Genomic DNA, 19,114 nt, shown 5'->3' with positions numbered 1-19,114 from the left:
ACTAATGGATTAATAACATGCTATCAGAACTTGAAAAATACTTACCCAACTTTGATTTAGAAAATAAACAAATCGCCCATGACAATGCGCTAATTGAGAAAATCAAAACAAAAGCAGACGAACTTGTTAAAGAAAATGAAGCGCAATACAACATTTTAGCCTTTAAAGCGCGCTCGCAGGTTGAACTACTAAAGCTAAGAGTGAAAGGGTTAGAGCAGTATATAAAAGATGCCATTTCTGAACATAAAAAGCATTCCTATCCTTACGATAACTATAAAGAAGACCTCGACTTTAACTTAGAGGAGCTTGAGGCTAGAAGAGAGCAATATGATGCCTTGTATCTAGATGAAAAGGTAAGCCTTATTTTTGAAGAAAGTGGGAGTATTTTAGCCCCTAATCAGTGGTCTTTAGACTTAGATAACTTAGGTGAACTGCCTGAGCCATTTGTCCCTAGATGCGTTAGAAGTGTACATACTCACAAAGAAACGCCAGATAAAAAAACCTTGGTGCAGTTCGAAAAATACTACAACTACAGCAATACCATATTTAGATATGCTGATGATGGCTCAGTCATTCATGATAGATTTGTCTTGTATTGGAAGAGTCATACCAAAGAAGCACTAGAAGCGCAGTCGAAAACCACTCATTCTTTTAGTCCTGACTATTTAAGAGCCGCTTATATTAAAAGTGGAGAAGCTCAATGCACCCATTTTAAAGAAACCACCTATAAAAATGACTTTGGCAATGTGCTTAAACGTAAGTATGAAGACTCAGAATTACGGGCGCAAAAGTTTGAATTGGTAAAACCTGTTTTAACAAAAGGGTTAATGGCAACCTCTGGGGTTCATAATGAATATGGACACAGTGATTCAATTATTAACCTTAATTCACCAACACACTTCCTTTTGTACCCCTTAGATCAAGGGCCATTTGTCACTAACAAACTAGATGATCTACCAGCAATAAAAGTCCCTGAGTCAGAAGGTATGGCTCAAAAAGTGACTTCCATTGTTTATGATGGGGGCGATGCGCCAGCACCTAAAGAAATTTACTTGCATTGCACCTTGCCAGAATGGAACTATCGCCTTAAAAAAGCACTCTCTGATGTAGAGCAGCAAACCAACGAATATAATTTAATGGTGTCGCCTCATTTAGAAAAAATGATGATAGCGCAGGAAATGAAATCGCTAGTCGATCTTCATGTTAAATTCCCTTACTTTGATTCCAATAATCTCTTTATAAATACTTCTAAAGTCAGCCGTAGAACAAAGCTAAGTGAGGCATTAGAAGATCTATACCGTGGAATTGATACTGTGGTTCACACTCCTAATGTCCTAAATGCACCCATTTCTGACTTAGCTTTAGCTAAGCAAGATCAAGAAAGCGCTGCAGGTAAGTTGTATCATCTCATCCGCTCCCCTGCCTTATTGGCAGAGTTGAAGCATTATGTTGAGCATATAGAGAGTAAAGAAATTGAACAAGGCACCATGGATGCAGGTCCCTACATGGAGAAAGAAGACAGGTGGCGTGAGATCTTTATCACTATTTCAAGGTGTTATGCGGCCCTGTCTCATTCTGAGCTTTATGGTGAAATGATCTGGGATGAAGATTTAGTTTATTCAATAGATTCGTTAAGTAAGTTATCAGGAGATAAGGTTGATGAGCAAATAAAAGAGTTATGGGAAAGTTTGTCAGATCCTGATGCAGATAGAAAACATACTGAGGAGGATTTTAAAGACGTTCCTGAATACCTCTTAGATCAATCAAGTAGTAATTTCATTGAAGATAATAGTTTACAAACAGAAATGTCTCTATCTTCTTATATTATAGGTCAGTATGAAGTTCTGGCTAAACCTTATTTAAATGCTTTAATTCCCAGTGCTGGCGCACCCTGTATTTTACAAGTGATACTTGGAAGTTATGATAGTTTTGTGAATAGTCATATTAAACAGGCGTTAAGAACGGATCTATCCTATCACATAAGAATGTTTAAAAATGTACTAGTTCTATTTTCTATACTAGATGGGCGAGACTCCATCACTAAATTAGATGTTGGTAGCTTTTTAAATATTTTTAAAGCGTTAATTGTCACTAAAGATATTAGCGCTTCGAATAAAAGAGGGCAGTATATAGTTTCTAAAATGATGGACTTTTTTGCTTCATTAGATGATGACATTAATTCTGGTAAAGGTACTGCGCACAAGTTTTATACGGGTATAAGCGAGCATAACAATAAGTTGGTTAGTTTAGGGGCAGCTTATGGCAAGGTGGTTTATGGGCTATTTAATTTTGCTTTGTCGATACAACAGCTTCAGGCTTTAGAAGAAAAGGCAGTAAAAGAAAACTGGAGCCAAGGTCGCTTACTTACAACGTATGCAGCCAGTACTGTTGAAGTGTTTCAAATGACAGGGTCAGCCGCGCAAAGTGTCTTTATGGTGGCAGCGAGAACCAATACGTTTAGCCATTTAAGGTCATCTTGGATGGTTAAACCAGAAGGGTTAAGCTCTTTACTAAATAAAACTGCGATGCTTACTGGGATATTGCAGGTTATAGTATCGAGTTTTGCAGCAGCAGATCACCTTAAATCAGGTGAATATAAAAAGTTATTTATTGATGGTTTAAATATTGTAGCTGGTAGCATGCTAGTTGCCTCACAAATTCTTAAGCTATTTGCATATCGCTTAGCCTTAGCTGGGGTGCTTTTAGTTGTTGGTAGTGTAATTAATATTGGTTTGTTAGCTTTGATGCTGGCAGAGTTGTGGCATTCAAAAAGTAAAAGTGCATCACAAAACCTATTAGAAGGTTATTGGCAAGAATTCTTGAAAGATAACTCTAAATTAACTCGATCAAAAGTAGAAGCTTACGGGTTAAAAGTATTGAATTACGATAAAGTTGATGACAGAGTGTATCAGATTGAAACAGATTTATTGTATGAGCGTGGTAAAGGTATAGAAATACTAACTGCTTATAATAAAGCGCCTTATGATGTTTATGTTGGTAATTTAGATAAGGTGGGTGTGGATAATAATGGCAACATTAAAGAGGCAAGAAATATAGGTTTTTGGAGCGATGAAGGTTTAACCAAAGAACCTGCTTTAATTGTCAATGATCTACATCGTCAAGACTTCTTTTTTGATAATGATAGTGTTTATCTTGGAAAGCTTTCTTGGCGAGCCATAGTGCCATTATTACAAATGGGCTATCAAGAATCAGATATTGAAGACATGGTAGAATTCCCTACTAGTTGGTTTAATAGTGCTTTTTTTGATGGAATGAAAAGCGTTGCCCAAGTTATTCAATATTACAATGAAGTTAAAGCTGGCGATGAAAAAAATATAGTACTGCCAAAATCCAAATGGAATAAAGCCTATTATGTGGACTCTCTTGAACAAGATGGGGAGGGTGAAAGTGCACAGCCCAAATCTATGCCTATCTATGTTTTAATGGAAAGAGGCACTTTTTTACCACCAGATCATAATCTATATTATCAGTCTGAAAAGTGGAATCATGATGCTTTTAAGCAAAAGAAGCATTTATACCTTATCGTGGAAAAATAATTTCTAGGTTTTAATTTTTTAGGAATTATAAATTAAGTAGAGGAAAGAGATGATTACAAGGATAAACCTAATAATTAACCTTAAAATCTTGGGGACTGGTAAGAAAATTAAAAAATCCATTCCGAACATTCGTAAATTCTTTTTTATGCTCTTAAGCCTTATACTTGGCTTAACTTGGCAGTTTAATGTCTATGCACAAGAGCTAGATTATTCAGATGAGTCAGGTAAGGCAGCTGAGATCATAAAAAACTCGAAGCAGTATCAGAATTTTTTAGCTTTACAAAAGAATATCGCCGAGGAAAATGGCGATAGAGTTAGAAAGTTCGAAGTTTTTGTTAACAACGTTAATGTTCGCATTGTACCAACTGATGATTCTATAACAGAGGTTACCTATAATGGTTATCCTAGAATAAATTTATTTAGAAAAAATGCTTATGATTATGTGTTTCAAAGAAATGATTCAATTATTTTAAACGAAAAAGGAAGTTTTGAATTTATTAACTTAAAACCAATTTATGATGGTGAAATAAAAAAATTAATTTCTTTTTTTAAAAAAATTGAAAGTTTAAAAGGTTTTTCAATAGAGGAAGATTCATACGAATTAAAAGAATTAGATTTACACGGGTTTTCTAATGTTAAATATTTGAGATTATATAAAGTAAGTTATGAAAGTATAAAAATACCAGAAAAAAATTCGATTAAAGATTTTAAAGTAGCCTTTTCTAAAGTGAAAAATATTGAAGGTATTGGTTTTTTGAAACATTTAGAAAACCTTAACTTAATAAGAGTTAAGGTTAGTGATTTAAATGGACTAGAATATAGTAAAGATCTTAAACGAATAGATATTGGAGCGCCAAAAGAAAAAGGATTTCATATTGAAAATATTCCCGACTTATCTAATTTTAGTAAACTTGAATTGCTTATATTTAATTCAAAGTATACAAAAGGTGTTGATGGTATTGAAAATTTACATAACTTGAAAAGATTACATGTAGGGAGCGAATTTAATTACGAAGGAATAGATTTTCCTGATAGTTTAGAGTATTTGCATTTGGCAGGGTTGGAAAATAATAAAATGCCGAATTTGTTTGGAAATAATAAATTGAAAGAGCTTGGTATTGCTAGAACAAGTATTAGTAAAGTTGAGGGTTTTTCAGATTTAAAGAAACTAGAAAAACTTAATTTGGTAAGCAATGAAATTAAAGAGATTTCTGACCTGGATAGTCTAAAAAGTTTGAAAATTCTTAGCTTATCTGGTAATCGTATAAGAAGTATTGAAAATATAGAAAAGCTAAATTTACTTGAAGAACTTGATTTAAGTTATAACATGATCGAAAGTACAAAAGGATTGAGTAAAAACTTAAATTTGAAAAGAGTAAATTTGGAAAATAATAAAATCAAGAAAGTTGAAGATGTAAATAACTTAACTAACCTGATTGTATTAGATCTAGTATTTAACCCAATTGAAGAATTTGATTATAGCACCGTTAATAATTTAACGAATACTAAAATTAGACTTTCAGATACACCAGTTGGCGATGCTATGACTAAGGCTGAAAAGAAGAAATATCGTAAATTAAATAAAATGCTTTTCTTTTAAAAATCAATTTCAAATTAGCCCGACCTGTTTCGGGCTTTTTTATGGTTTTTATCTGTGCATAAATGAGCTAAATAAAGGGAAATTATGAATTTAGGGACAAGCCTAAAAGACAATAATCTTGCAGAGTTAAGTTCAGGTAAGGGTTATAAAAAATCCATGTCGAACATTCGTAAATCATTTTTCATACTCTTAAGCCTTATGCTTGGCTTAACTTGGCAGTTTAATGCCTATGCACAAGAGCTAGATTATGCCGATAAATCAGGTAAGGCAGCTGAGATCATAAAAAACTCGAAGCAGTATCAAGCTTTTTTAGCTTTGCAGAAGAAGATTGCTGAGAAAAATGGGGATAGAGTTAGAAAATTTAGAATAGTAGTTGATGGTGTTAACGGAAAGGAATTTTATCGAGAGTTTAATGAAATAACAAAAAAGGAAAGCTACTACCCATATATAGAAATGAAAAACAATAAATCCATAGAGCTACTTAAGGATTTTTTATATTTAAATTTTGATGGAACTATTAAATATATTAACTTATCACCTAAATATAAAACAGAATTAAATAGAGTTATAGGTTTTTTTAAAAACAAAAAAGAATTGTTAGGTTTTTCTTCTTCGCCTTCTTTTGGTAATGATTTTCATTATGAAAAATTAGACTTTACAAGCTTCAGGAATATTAAATATTTACATTTGAATGATGTTGATATCGAAAAGTTGTATCTTCCAAAAGTAAGTGATTTAGAGTCTATTAGATTATATAGTACAAATACTAAAAGAATAATAAACTTAGATAAAAGTGAAAGTCTTAAAAATTTTGAAGTAAAGGGTCTGATTTTAAATGATTTTAGTCTCTTAGAAAAATCTAAAAAACTTAAGCAATTGGATATTTTGAATTCTAAAGATTCAACTTTAAAAATACCAAATTTATTCAATTATAAAAAACTACAGTATCTATCTATTATCTCAAAAAGCATTGAGCCCTTTATAGGGATTTCTGATTTGTTAGAGTTAAAGTTTTTATATGTAAATTCAAATTACAAGTTCAATGATATAAGGTTTCCGAATAAAATCGAAGAAATTTACTTGTCTGGCATTGAAAATATTAAAATACCCAATTTAAAAAATAATAAAAAATTAAGAGAGTTAGGTATAACAAGAACAAAAATAAAAAAAATTGAAGGACTGGATAGCCTTAATTATTTAGAGACTCTTAATTTAGTAAGTAATGATATTGAAGAAATTTCAGGTCTAAATAATCTTATTAATCTTAAAGTGCTAAATTTATCTGGAAATAAAATAAAAAGAGTTGAAGGTTTGTCAATGCTAAAAAATGTTGAAAAAATAAACCTAAAATATAATAAAATATAATAAAATAAAGAAAATTGAAGGTTTTGATAATCTTCCAAATTTAAAAGAAATTTTGCTAAGTTATAATGAGATTGAAAAGGTCGAAGATGTTAATAAACTTGAAGGAATAGAGTTGTTATCTTTGTTTGAAAACCCTATTGAAGCTTTTGATTACTCAGAAGTTGAGAAGCTTAATCAAACCAAAATTCTTCTTTACGATACACCTGTAGGCGATGCTATGACTAAGGCTGAAAAGAAGAAATATCGTAAATTGAATAGACAGCTTGGTTTTTAATGTTTCATATTGTAAGTTTAGCCCGATCAGTATAGGGCTTTTTTTGAATTTTATCTGTGCATAAATGAGCTAAATAAAGAAAAATGATGAATTTAGGAACAAGCCTAAAAGACAATAATCTTGCAGAGTTAAGTTCAGGTAAGGGTTTTAAAAAATCCATGTCGAACATTCGTAAATCATTTTTTATGCTCTTAAGCCTTATGCTTGGCTTAACTTGGCAATTTAATGCCTATGCACAAGAGCTGGATTATGCCGATAAATCAGGTAAGGCGGCTGAGATCATAAAAAAATCTAAACAGTATCAGGATTTTTTAGCTTTTCAGGAGAAAATTGCACAGGAAAATGGTGATAGGGTTAGAAAGTTTGAGACTTTTGTTGATGGTTATAATACAAACTTGATAAACACTACCGATGATTTGAGCGATATTGTTTATGGGGCGTTTCCTAATATTAATATACATAGAAAAACTAAAATAAAAAATTTTGAATTTTTAGAAAATTATGTTGTTTTAAATGATTCTGGAAATGTTACTTATTTAAGCGTTTCTCCTAAATATAGTTTTGAAATTAAATATGTAATTGAAAATTTTAATGCTTTAAAAGGACTTTCTATAAGAAATGATAACTCAGGTTTGGCTGTTTTAGATTTAAAAAAATTAAAAAATGTAAGCTATGTTAAAATTCACAAGTCTAAATATAAGAAATTGATATTACCATCAGAGAATGAAATTGTTAGTTTGGAAATTCTTTTCACTCCAATAAATGAAATTTCAAACCTGAAATCAATGACTTCTTTGCAAAACCTAGTTCTCGACGGAGTTAAAATAAAAAGCTTAAATGAATTAACTGAGAACTCGTATTTACAAAGAATGGATATAATTAGTAGCAGCAACTCTATTAAAGAAATTCCTGACTTATCTGGTTTTATAAATCTTGTTTATTTGACTTTTAACTCGAAAAATATTGAAGAAATTAAAAACATTAGTTCTTTAAAGAGTCTTAAAAGACTTTCTGTGGGTTCATCTTTTAATTTTCAAGAAATTGATTTTCCTGATTCTTTAGTACATTTACAATTAGCTGGTATGCAAAATACTAGAATGCCTAACTTAAAAGGAAATATAAATTTAAAGGATTTAACAATTTCAAGAACAAGAATAAGAAGCATTGAAAGACTTGAAGAACTTGAAAAACTTAATCTTATTAAAAATGAGATTTCAGAAATCTCAGGATTAAATAACCTTAAAAATCTTAAAGTTTTAAATCTTTTAGGTAATGGTATTATGAAAATACAAGGGCTATCTAAATTGGTTGGTCTAGAGAAAATAAATCTTCAATATAATAAAATAGAAAAAATTGAAGGTTTTGAAAATTTGCCTAATTTGGAAAGTGTTTTGCTGGGATATAATGAAATTAAAGAAATAGACGCGATTAATTTTATGACTTGGCTAGATGTTCTTTCTTTGAATAATAATCCAATTGATACCTTTGACTATCAATCGATAGTGGGCTTAGAAAATACCAAGCTCATTATTAGGGACACACCTCTTTCTGATGTTTTGACCGACGAAGAAAAAGAAAAATATTATGATACGCATAGATATCTAAGGTTTTAATTTCATTATTAAAAAAGCCCGACCTGTTTCGGGCTTTTTTATGAAGTTGTACTGAAACCGTTTTAAGCTGAGTTTGATTTTAAGTTAATTTTAAAAATGGATGTTTAATGGAATACACTAAGGATAAAATTAAGGTCAGTGATTTGCCTTGTAAAATAAGAATTGCCCTCCCACCAAAACCAGGTTCGTTTTTAGACCTTGCTCTAACAGGCGTGTTTGTATTTATTGTTGGCACTATATTTGTGATCTTTGGACCTTTTCCAGGTCCTGATTTTTTTGTGAGTTTACAGAGCTATCCTGGATCTTTAAGCATAATAGGATGCTTCATTGTTATGTCATCTTTTTACCTTGAGAATGTTGCAAAAAAAATCTATTCAAAAAGAATACAAAAAACTGTTAACGAGATGATTGATTTAAACGATTCAGATATGCCTGAGTCTATGAAATTAAATATTGAATCATATAAAAAATATGGTGAGTTCTTTGAACTGTCATTAGTTCATAAATCAGTAGAGGAAAAGCTGGTTATATAGAAAACGTAAATGACGTTTTTATACCCAGTCTTTATCTAAGACTGGGTTGTTTTATTGACATCTAGTTTAGCTATTTATCACAGGCAGTTTTGGCCAAGCACGTTTGTGTAGAAGCTCGCAGCCTGTTTCAGTGATGAGAATGTTTTCTTCATGCACCATCATTTTTCCTGGTGCAAAGGTCATCCCAGGCTCAAGTGTGAGTATCATGCCGGCTTCTAAAGTCACGTCACCGTTTTCGACATTAGAGGGCCACTCAGTGAGCTGCATACCTAATCCGTGACCCATACGGCCCACATCGTTACCCAGTGCGCCGGCATTTTCGAGTACATTCCACATGGCTTGCCAGACATCTCCCGTGGTTTTGCCTGCGCTCGCCGTTTCTAGCCCTGCTTCTGTGGAAGCGTAAACAGCCTCGTAAGCATAATGGGTGTGTTTATCGACTTGGCCAAAGGCATAGTTGCGATCAAAGTCACTAAAGTAGCCATCAAAATTCGCACCTGTATCTATGATCAATACATCTCCTTGGGTGAGAATACGATCCGTTGGCCCCATGATGATATTGTCGTATCCATTTTGACCGGATGCGGAGATAAGGTAAGGGCAAGTATCAGCGCCAAGACGAAGCATTTCTAATTGCATGGCTTTACAGGCTTGTCTTTCTGTCATGCCTGCTTTTAGGTTCTCAAGTAGATAATCAAAGCCTGCAGCCGTAACTTCACAAGCAAAGCGGGTTTTGGCAACCTCAGCAGGGGATTTAACACTGCGCACTTGTCTAATTAAGCCGTTAATGTCTTGTATTTGATGACGTCCAACACTTTGGTTTAATGAACGCTTTAAAGACTGGTAGTTATCAGCAGGCATACGCAGGTGTGTTTCTGGGCCAAGCATGGCACCAATTTGAAAACTGGTGTTTGATACTTCTATCAAGGTATCTCTTAGTAAGCTGATACCGTCATCTTCAGGCCTTGGAGAGGGCCAACATCTGACATCCTCTATCCAAGTTTCATCAAAGCCTGCTTTACCAATTTCTGGCACCACAGCAATTGGCTTGCCTGTCACTGGAATGACTAAAAACCAAGGCCTTGTTGGGCTTTCCCAAAATTGAGACTTAAAACCGCTGAAGTAACGAAACTCAGGCTCAGTGGTTAAAAATAGGGCGTCAATATTTTGTTTAGCCATTAAAGCTTGAAGCCTTTCGGTTCTTTGTTCAAATTCGACTTGATCAAAACCCCGTGGTGGTGCAATTAGTTCTGTCTTCATGATTCGTTTTATTCTCTGTGTTAAATGGGCTAAATTGGCTTATGTATGAGTCAGTCAGAAAATGCCAGATCCCGTAATAATAGGGCAATATCAGGGAAGTAAATCAATAAGGCCGACATGGTAAATAAGATAAGTATGAAGGGTAATGTCCCTCTAATCACTTCCATATAGGGCTTATTGAAAATAGCAATAGCAGTGAAAATATCACAACCAAAAGGAGGTGTGGCGGACCCAATGGCCATTTGTAAGGTAATCATGACACCTACAAGCACAGGGTCTAAACCGGCAGCATCTACGATAGGGACAAAGATAGGTGTCAGAATGACGAGTACGACGAGTGAATCTACAAACATGCAGCCCACAAAAAAGCTTAAGGCAATCACAAAGAGAATATACTCTTTAGAGGCATCTTCAAGGTTAAGTGGTGCCAGTAAGTCTTGTGGGATTTGCTCAAATGAAATGTACCAAGAAAAAGCTTGCCCCATCCCCACAAGGATGAAAACCACCGCGGTAATTAAACCCGTACTTAAAGCCGCATCAATCACATCTTTTAAGCTAAGCTGACGATAAATAAAGCACTCAACTATGATGGCATAAAGCACCGAAAAAGATGCCGCTTCCGTTGGTGTTACCGCGCCAGAGTAAATACCACCGACAATCAAAGCAGGGAACCCCAGTGGAATCAGTGCTTTTTTAAAGGCAGTGACTCTCTCTTTAAGTGTCGCTTTTTCAACTAAGCGAATGCTGTCCCCTTGCAAGACGCTATAAAAATAGCAATAAGCTGAGAACATGATTGCCAACAAAATGCCTGGTCCAATCCCGGCAATAAAGAGCTCGCCCACACTGGTATTGGCCAAGGTGCCATACAGGATCAAACCTATGCTGGGTGGTATCAAAAAGGCAATGTCACTGGCATTGATAATCAGCGCCATGACAAAACTGTCTTTATAGCCTGCCTGTAATAATCGTGGACGCATGATCTGGCCGACAGAAACCACAGTCGCCTGTGTCGAGCCTGAAACAGAGCCAAACAAGGTGCAGCTAATACAAGCTGTAATAGGTAAGCCGCCACGTAAATGGCCGATAAAGGCTTGAATTAAACCTAATAGATTATTGGCCGTATGACCGCGTGTCATAATATCGGCTGCCAAAATAAACATGGGTACGGCAATCAAGGCATTAGGGGAAATACCTGTGATCATTTGTTGAATGATGACACCAGTATCTATGCCTGAAAAGTGGATTAAGCCAATCAAGGCACCAACCGCGAGTGGCACCACCATAGGAAAACTTAAGAATAATAAAATAACCATGCTTGCCACGAGTGTGAAAGTGACAACATAGATGTCTAATTCACCGGCAATAATGTCTGAAAAAAACTCGATAAATGAACTCATAAAAGGGTACTCATTAAACCTTAAAAAAGTTGATAACCTGATGTGTATTGTTTGGGCTAGATATCAACTGTGTCGTGAGATAAGTAAATCTCCTTATGGGTAAGGTTCATAAAGAAGGCAATCATGTATTGAAGTCCTGCCATGGCTAAGCCAATTGGGATGATGGAAAACACCCAATAAACGGGGATTTGTAAGGCGGGGCTTAAACGATTTAGGTCTTTTACTTCCATCACATAGAGACAGGCTTTATAAGAAAGGTAAAACATTAATAGGCCTGTTGTGATAGCAATTAATGTGGCAATGAACTTTCTGGCAGGGAAATTAAGCGAGTCATATAAGGCTGTCATGCGAATATTACGGCCTTTTCTAACCGCGTAAGCAAAGCCTATAAAGGTAATCGCAACAATTAAAAATTGGTTGAGTTCTTCCGAAAAGAAGAGGCTCTTTCCAAATGCATAACGGCCAATTGCGTTCGCAGTAGAGTTGGCCATCATCAGCAGAATAGATGAAAAAACAATGGTTTTTTCGATGGTTTCAGTAACACGGCTGATGTGAAAGAGGATTTTTTTCATAAGAACACACCTTAATAAAGCAGTAAAAGCAAATGCTTAGACCTAACCTTTGTCTTGACGTAAAGGGTTAGGCCTAAGGCTTGGGGTATTACATAGAGGCGTCGTTTACTTCTTTAATTAAGCTTTGAAGTATCTTCTTCGCGCCGGCACGGGCTTCTGCTTTATCGCTAGCTTGGTAAGCATTTTCAACCACATTGTAGTAAGTCTCATGTAGATTTGTGCTCAGTGCTTTGAAACGAGCGCGTTCATCTGCATTAAGGGTTACAACCTGCATGTCAGGACGTTCAGCCATGATTTTCTTCATGTTTTCAGCATTGATTTTAAGCTGGTAATCATGGGCGGCTTGCTCTGCAACCTTAATGGCTTTACGAACCATGGCTTGTTTATCACTTGAAAGGCCATTGAACCATTTGCTGTTAGTTGACACTGTGCCTACGTAAGGTTGTTGACCTGGCAGCATTAGGTAATCTTGTACTTCATGCCATTTGGCGTTGTATACGAAGTAAATAGGGTTAACCATGCCATCCACGGTTTTAAGTTGAAGTGCACCATAGACTTCGCCCCAAGATAAAGGTGTGGGTGTTGCACCAAAGGCTTTATAGGTTTCAACTGGGATCGTTGAGGTGAAAGTACGAATTTTCTGTCCTGCAAAATCTTCTGGGCTACGAATTGGCTTATTCGCTCCCCATACCATTTCACCTTCAGATATCATGGTCAGTAGCTTCAAGTTTACGCGCTCAAATTTATCAGCAAGGTCTTGATAAATGGTTTTACTGCCCGTTAATACTTCACGCACAACGTCTGTTTCTGTGCCCATTACATAAGGTACGCTAAGCGCTTGTACTTCAGGGACATAAGAACCCAGGTGCCCAGTACCCACAGAGACAAATTGCACCGTGCCCTTAGCAGTGAGCTCAACAATGTCATTCTCTGTGCCAAGCTGGCCGTAGTAATAAACTTTGACGCGAATATCACCATCGGATTCTTTTTTGATCGTTTTAGCAAAGGTTTGTGCAAAGATATCTTGCACATCTTTTTTATCTTCTTCTGAGGCAAACTTCCAAGTTTCTGCGCTAGCACCCATGCTAATGCCCATTGCCAGTAATGTAGTTAATAGTTTTTTCATGTGAATTTCCTTAGATTTTATTGTTAGAGTTAAGGTTTGCTTGATTGATTTTTGCCTTTAGATAGCCAAATTAGGCCAATTGATCCGAGACCAGCTGTACCCAGTATTGAGCGCCAAAGCCTAGAATATTGTCGTTAAAGTCGTAATTAGGGTTATGAAGTGCACAGCCACCAACGGATTCCACCCCATTGCCGATAAGGGCGTAACAGCCTGGTTTAACCCTTAACATGCTGGAGAAATCTTCTGAAATCGTAAGGGGTAAGCAATCTGGGTCGACATTGTCTTTGCCAAATACTTTGTTCGCAGCCGCAATAGCATGCTGGGTTTGAACTGGATTGTTCACCGTTGGGTAAAATGCATTGCTAAAGGTGAATTCATATTGCGCACCCGCTGCATGACAAATACCAGAAACAATGCGTTCCATGCTCTCTTCAATTTTGGCAAGGCTTGCCTCACTAAAGCAGCGGCAGTCACCTTTAATAGTGACTTTTGATGGGATGACATTGACTGTGCCATTGGTGAGAAACTCTGTGGCAGACACAACCGCGGTTTCTTCAATGGCGTTGAGGTTACGTGAGACGATGGTTTGAAGCCCTAAAATGACTTGAGAACCCACTACAATCGGATCAACGCCTTTATGTGGCATAGCCGCATGACCACCTATGCCATTTATGACAATTTCAAAACTGGTTTCACTGGCCATTAAAGAGCCGGGTCTCACAATATATTTACCTTCAGCGAGCCCCGGCATATTGTGTAACCCATAAACCGCATCAATCTGAAAGCGTTCAAACAGGCCATCATCTATCATGGCTTGTGCACCTTCGCCATGCTCTTCATCCGGCTGAAAGATAAAGTAAACCGTACCGTTAAAATCTTTGTTTTGAGCAAGATAACTGGCTGCGCCTAATAACATGGCAGAGTGTCCATCATGGCCGCAGGCGTGCATTTTTCCTTGGTGCATTGAGCAGTGAGCGAAGGTGTTTTCTTCATTGATAAAAAGGGCATCCATATCAGCCCTAAGGCCTATGCTCTTTTGGCCATCACCACTTCTTAACACGGCGATTATGCCTTGTTTGCCAATATGACGAATGACTTCAAGGCCAAAGCTTTCTAACTTTTCTGCAATAAAATCAGCTGTTAATGGTAGGTCAAAGCCACATTCAGGAAAGCTATGCATGTGGCGACGCCATTGGGTCATTTGTTGTATGAGTTGTGGATCTAAGGACATATCTAAACTTCTCTTTTCTAATCAGGGTTAAGCTTGTTTAAAGGTGTTTTTGTAACAGTAAGCGGCCAAATCCAGTGACTCGCTTAGGGTATTGCAGTAACTGTAAGCTGTGCCAAGTTAAAGCTTGATTGCTGCTAATCACAGGGATCTTGAGTTTGGCTTCTAACGTGTCTAGCACTAACGAGGCGCGTAATGCGGTGCAGGAGATAAACATGAGATCTGCCTCTTCATCGCATGTAGCGAGAGCGGCATCTTGAATATCCTGTGCTGTGATATAAGTCATGGCTGTATCATCTTCAAAGCCAAACCCTGCAATACTGAGTACTTCGTATCCTTGGTTACTGAAAAAATCGGCAACTTCTTGGTTAACGGCTTCGGTATAAGGGGTAAGAATCGATATTTTTTTTGCTTTGAATTGATCGAATGCCGCTAAGGCAGAGGTGACAGGGTTAGTCACTGGCACATTTGGTTGTACCTGTTGAATTAGCTGAGTAATGCGCTCTACACCTATGGCGATAGTGCCAGAGGTGCAGGCATACATAATGGCATCAAGTTGCGTACCGGGTAATAGTGTGGCCGCCGTCTCTGTGATGCCGGGTGCCATGGTGCGCAGATTCTCAATCGTCAAAGGGTTGATGTTTTTGACGCGGCTGGTAAAAAATTGCACATCATCTGGATACATACGAGACAGATCCATTTCGATATTGAAGTCTGTTGCTAACGCAATCACACCGATACGTCCTGCTGGAGCGAGGCGTTCTAAAGGTTGCTGATGCTGTACATTGAATATTTTCATCATGCTCTCTTATCGATTTTGGATCCTTGGTATGGCCTATGAACAGCAAGTTAAACCTTGTATTTGCTCTGCGGCTAAGTCATGTATCCATGCTACGCCTTTGAAATGCGGAATTTCATGCAATAATGAGGGCAGGATGAAGAACCGCCGCAAAATTTTGATAAAAATGCGTGAAAACTCTCGTCACAATTCTTCACTATGAAAGCTTTCTTTAATCCTATAAATAGAAGGCGCTTGAGCTGAGCTTCTATTGAAACCAAATTTTGAAACCAAGTGGGTGGTGTGATTTATGAGTGACCTTCAATCAACAAGCTATGATGCATTCGATGCGAAAATTCTTGATATTATCCAAGCTTCAAATCGAGCCACTTCAGAGCAAATTGCTGAGCAAGTCGGCTTGTCTGCTGCTGCCGTTCAAAGGCGAATGAAGCGTATGCGAGAGCAAAACATTATCAGTGCCGATGTGGCGTTAGTGAACCCAAAAGCAGTGGGGCGTGCGGTCACCTTGATTGTGCAGGTCACTTTAGAAAGAGAAAGGTTGGATCTGTTGGATACCTTTAAAAAGGAAATGAAACGTCACCCTTATGTGCAGCAATGTTATTACGTAACAGGCAGCGCCGATTTCATTTTAGTGGTCACAGCAAAAGATATGGCAGATTACGAAGCTTTTACTCGCGATGTGTTTTTTGAAAACTTAAACATTCGCCATTTTGAAACAAATGTGGTCATGGACCCGGTAAAAGTGGGGTTATCTGTGCCATTGGTGATTTGAACGAATAGTGATTTATACTTGTAATTATTTGGTTTTAAAGTGTTTTTATCTTTAAAATTCCAAGTATATAGTTTATTTATAGTGGATATTTTTTATATTTATTTTACTCAATAAAAGAGGATGAAAATTCATTTTAGCTGGTTTTTTAAATAGGGTAATTTGAGGGTTCATTAAGACAAGTTTAAGTCTCTTAAATGGCTTTGGGCTCTATTACTTTTATGTATTTAATAAGAGGACGCTCCCTTGGTTTGATTAACTTGGTGAGAGTCGTCTTAAGATAAAAGTGTTTTGTGGCGAATGTTTTAATGGTTTAAAGGATACCCTGAGACGATTGAGTATGAGGGGGTCTAATCATCAAATTTTAGCAAAACTCATATTTAAAAAAGGGCAAAATAATGAAAAAACCCGTACGTATTGCTGTCACTGGTGCTGCTGGGGCAATCAGCAGTTCTTTATTGTTTCGTGTCGCCGCTGGCGAAATGTTTGGCACGGATCAGCCTGTTATTTTACAGCTTATTGAAGTGCCCCAGGCAATGGAGCAATTACGTGGTTTAGCGATGGAGTTAGAGGATTGTGCTTTACCTTTGCTGCACACCATTCGAATTTTTGATAACCCTGAAGCGGGTTTTGAAAACGCCCATTATGCGATTTTAATCGGTGCTCGCCCGCGCTCTGCAGGTATGGAGCGTAACGACCTATTAACGGCCAATGCCGAAATATTTGAGCGCCAAGGTAAAGCATTAAACGAAACCGCAGCACGTGATGTAAAAGTCTTGGTGGTGGGTAACCCTGCCAATACTAACGCTCTGATTGCTAGTCGAAATGCTCCTGATTTAAGTCCGACACAATTTACCGCCATGACACGTTTAGATCACAATAGAACCAAAGGGATGGTCGCAAATTATTTAGGGGTTAATGCTGAAGAGATTCATAAGGTGATCATTTGGGGTAACCATTCATCGACTCAGTATCCGGATTTAAATCAAGCCAGGATCTTTGGCGATGCAGTTCTTGGTCAGCTAGATACCTCTTTTTATCGGGATGAGTTAATTCCTCGTATTCAGCAAAGGGGGAGTGAAATTATTAAAGCCCGTGGCCACTCATCGGCCGCTTCAGCCGCTCAAGCGATTATCGATCACATGCGAGATTGGGCATTAGGGACAGCAGAGGATGAATTGGTCAGCATGGCGATTGTCAGTGACGGTAGTTATGGCATCGAAAAAGGGATTTTTTACTCTTTCCCTGTGCGTTGTCGTTATGGCCGTTATCAGATAGTGACAGGACTTGAGCTTTCTGACTTTAGTAAAGAGAGAATGAAAATTACAGAAGCTGAGCTATTGGACGAAAAAGCCTCGGTGAATCATTTACTGCCTAAAGGTACAGAAGAGTCTCATTCCAACCTCACCATTTGTTTGCGCTCTGGGAAGACCTTGGTAGGAGACGGTTTGTTAAAATCAGGTTCAGCTGTGTTGGAAACTAACCGCCTTTTATAAAAGGTTTTTTAAGCAAAAGACAAACCCATTAAAGGCCTGTTATTGGATTGATAGCAGGCTTTTTTTATTGGCAATTAGCCTGTGCTGTCCTATTAAAATCATTAGGGCATTTAGCCTTCTAAAATGGTTAACGAGAATTCTTATATAAAATATAAATATCTCAATTTCACATTATAAAACATACGTTTCACTCTGTGGTGCTTTCCTGTATTCTCATCTCAATTGAATGTGTAAGACGATTCACTTATTTAGTTATTTAGATTTGCCTGTTGAGGGGAGAATAATGAAAAAGCCCGTTTGTATTGCTGTTACAGGTGCCTCTGGTGGCATTAGTAGTTCACTCTTATTTCGTTTGGCTGCAGGGGAGATGCTTGGCAGAGACCAGCCTCTTATATTGCAGCTGGTGGAAGTCTCACAAGCAATGACATCTCTAGCTGGATTAGCCCTTGAATTGGAAGATTGTGCTTTACCTCTGTTGCAAGATATCCGTATTTTTGATAACCCTGAAGAGGGTTTTAATGGGGCGGACTACGCCATTTTGATTGGCGCTCGACCAAGAAGTGCGGGTATGGAACGTAATGATCTATTAACGGCTAATGCGCAAATTTTTGAGCGTCAGGGAAAAGCGCTAAATGACTTTGCAAGCCCAGATGTGAAAGTGCTGGTGGTGGGTAATCCTGCGAATACGAATGCCTTAATTGCCTCACGTAATGCACCTGATTTAGATCCAAAACAATTTAGCGCTTTAACAAGGCTTGATCATAATCGGACCAAAGGCTTGGTGGCAAAACATCTTGGTGTAACCGCTGAAGCGGTTGAAAATGTGATTATTTGGGGCAATCATTCTTCGACTCAATACCCTGATTTAAACCAAGCACAAGCAGCGGGTAAATCGGTTTTAAATCAAATTGATGAGTCATATTATCATCATGAATTAATCCCTAAAATTCAGCAACGCGGCAGTGAAATCATTAAAGCCCGTGGCCACTCTTCAGCGGCCTCAGCGGCACAAGCAATTATCGATCATATGCATGATTGGGCCTTGGGCACTCAAAATGATGACATTGTCAGTATGGCCACCTTTAGTGATGGTAGTTATGGGATTGAAAAAGGCTTGTTTTATTCATTTCCTATGCAATGTCATGATGGCGTGTGTGAGATAAAACAGGGGTTGGCGTTAAGTGAGTTTAGTAAAGCGCGCATGTTAGAAACACAGCAAGAATTGATGGCAGAAAGGGCGAGTATTAACCACCTTTTACCCTAATAAATACCACTCGCAAAACTTATATGAAACCCAATTAAAGCCACTTTAATTGGGTTTATTTTTGCCTGTGAATCCTCACCATAAATGTTAAGGAACCTGCGAATAAGTCCTCCCGCCTCAGCGTGTGGATAAAAGCAACTAGATTTATGGCGAGGGGCGCAACTTAATAGTTATTCTATTGATAAGGTCCTCAACTTAAAGATAGGGCTTTTAGACCACGCCCTTCGGGTCTTTCAGAAAAAATGTCACTCTTCGTTGTCC

At 37.2% G+C, this 19,114-nt stretch carries 15 protein-coding genes; 9 read left to right on the top strand and 6 right to left on the bottom strand.

The annotated features are described in order from the left end of the window. Positions 1-17 precede the first annotated feature (17 nt). From MED121_RS00525 to MED121_RS00500, 6 genes are all read left to right on the top strand, one after another. Positions 18-3,557, top strand: a complete 3,540-nt coding sequence (locus MED121_RS00525; RefSeq protein WP_009831611.1) for a hypothetical protein — start codon at positions 18-20, stop codon at positions 3,555-3,557. A 49-nt stretch (positions 3,558-3,606) separates the two neighbouring features. Beyond that, positions 3,607-5,157 carry a leucine-rich repeat domain-containing protein gene (locus MED121_RS00520; RefSeq protein WP_009831610.1) on the top strand — a complete coding sequence of 517 codons (1,551 nt, stop codon included), beginning with the start codon at positions 3,607-3,609 and terminating at the stop codon, positions 5,155-5,157. Between the two features lie 84 nt (positions 5,158-5,241). After that, positions 5,242-6,522 (top strand): leucine-rich repeat domain-containing protein, encoded by a 1,281-nt coding sequence (locus MED121_RS00515; RefSeq protein ID WP_009831609.1) that lies wholly within the window; start codon positions 5,242-5,244, stop codon positions 6,520-6,522. 52 nt (positions 6,523-6,574) lie between these two features. Beyond that, a complete protein-coding gene (locus MED121_RS00510; RefSeq protein ID WP_009831608.1) occupies positions 6,575-6,796 on the top strand; it encodes a hypothetical protein in 222 nt (73 codons plus the stop codon). Positions 6,797-6,882: 86 nt separating this feature from the next. Then, on the top strand, positions 6,883-8,409 hold the full coding sequence (locus MED121_RS00505; protein WP_036178417.1) for a leucine-rich repeat domain-containing protein: 1,527 nt from the start codon (positions 6,883-6,885) through the stop codon (positions 8,407-8,409). Positions 8,410-8,516: 107 nt separating this feature from the next. Then, positions 8,517-8,942, top strand: a complete 426-nt coding sequence (locus MED121_RS00500; protein WP_009831606.1) for a hypothetical protein — start codon at positions 8,517-8,519, stop codon at positions 8,940-8,942. Positions 8,943-9,008: 66 nt separating this feature from the next. On the opposite strand, the gene MED121_RS00495 is transcribed toward MED121_RS00500, so the two are convergent. From MED121_RS00495 to MED121_RS00470, 6 genes are all read right to left on the bottom strand, one after another. Next, a complete protein-coding gene (locus MED121_RS00495) occupies positions 9,009-10,202 on the bottom strand; it encodes a Xaa-Pro peptidase family protein (RefSeq protein WP_009831605.1) in 1,194 nt (397 codons plus the stop codon). A 50-nt stretch (positions 10,203-10,252) separates the two neighbouring features. Beyond that, positions 10,253-11,599 (bottom strand): TRAP transporter large permease, encoded by a 1,347-nt coding sequence (locus tag MED121_RS00490; protein ID WP_009831604.1) that lies wholly within the window; start codon positions 11,597-11,599, stop codon positions 10,253-10,255. A gap of 56 nt (positions 11,600-11,655) precedes the next feature. After that, on the bottom strand, positions 11,656-12,171 hold the full coding sequence (locus MED121_RS00485) for a TRAP transporter small permease (RefSeq protein WP_009831603.1): 516 nt from the start codon (positions 12,169-12,171) through the stop codon (positions 11,656-11,658). Between the two features lie 88 nt (positions 12,172-12,259). Then, complete coding sequence (gene dctP, locus MED121_RS00480; RefSeq protein ID WP_009831602.1) at positions 12,260-13,297, bottom strand: TRAP transporter substrate-binding protein DctP; 1,038 nt, start codon at positions 13,295-13,297, stop codon at positions 12,260-12,262. Between the two features lie 70 nt (positions 13,298-13,367). Continuing rightward, positions 13,368-14,528 carry a M20 aminoacylase family protein gene (locus tag MED121_RS00475; RefSeq protein WP_009831601.1) on the bottom strand — a complete coding sequence of 387 codons (1,161 nt, stop codon included), beginning with the start codon at positions 14,526-14,528 and terminating at the stop codon, positions 13,368-13,370. A 37-nt stretch (positions 14,529-14,565) separates the two neighbouring features. Further along, on the bottom strand, positions 14,566-15,324 hold the full coding sequence (locus tag MED121_RS00470) for an aspartate/glutamate racemase family protein (RefSeq protein ID WP_036178413.1): 759 nt from the start codon (positions 15,322-15,324) through the stop codon (positions 14,566-14,568). A gap of 289 nt (positions 15,325-15,613) precedes the next feature. Between MED121_RS00470 and MED121_RS00465 the strand changes: the two genes are divergently transcribed. The 3 genes from MED121_RS00465 (at position 15,614) to MED121_RS00455 (ending at position 18,853) form a co-directional block, all read left to right on the top strand. Continuing rightward, positions 15,614-16,096 carry an Lrp/AsnC family transcriptional regulator gene (locus MED121_RS00465; RefSeq protein ID WP_009831599.1) on the top strand — a complete coding sequence of 161 codons (483 nt, stop codon included), beginning with the start codon at positions 15,614-15,616 and terminating at the stop codon, positions 16,094-16,096. Between the two features lie 395 nt (positions 16,097-16,491). Beyond that, on the top strand, positions 16,492-17,589 hold the full coding sequence (locus MED121_RS00460) for a malate dehydrogenase (protein WP_009831598.1): 1,098 nt from the start codon (positions 16,492-16,494) through the stop codon (positions 17,587-17,589). Between the two features lie 283 nt (positions 17,590-17,872). Continuing rightward, complete coding sequence (locus tag MED121_RS00455) at positions 17,873-18,853, top strand: malate dehydrogenase (RefSeq protein WP_009831597.1); 981 nt, start codon at positions 17,873-17,875, stop codon at positions 18,851-18,853. The last annotated feature ends 261 nt before the right edge of the window (positions 18,854-19,114 follow it).

Source organism: Marinomonas sp. MED121, assembly GCF_000153025.1.
In the GTDB taxonomy this organism is placed as follows: domain Bacteria; phylum Pseudomonadota; class Gammaproteobacteria; order Pseudomonadales; family Marinomonadaceae; genus Marinomonas.
The sequence above is the reverse complement of the archived record's forward strand: the minus strand, read 5'-3'. Positions and strand labels throughout refer to the sequence as shown.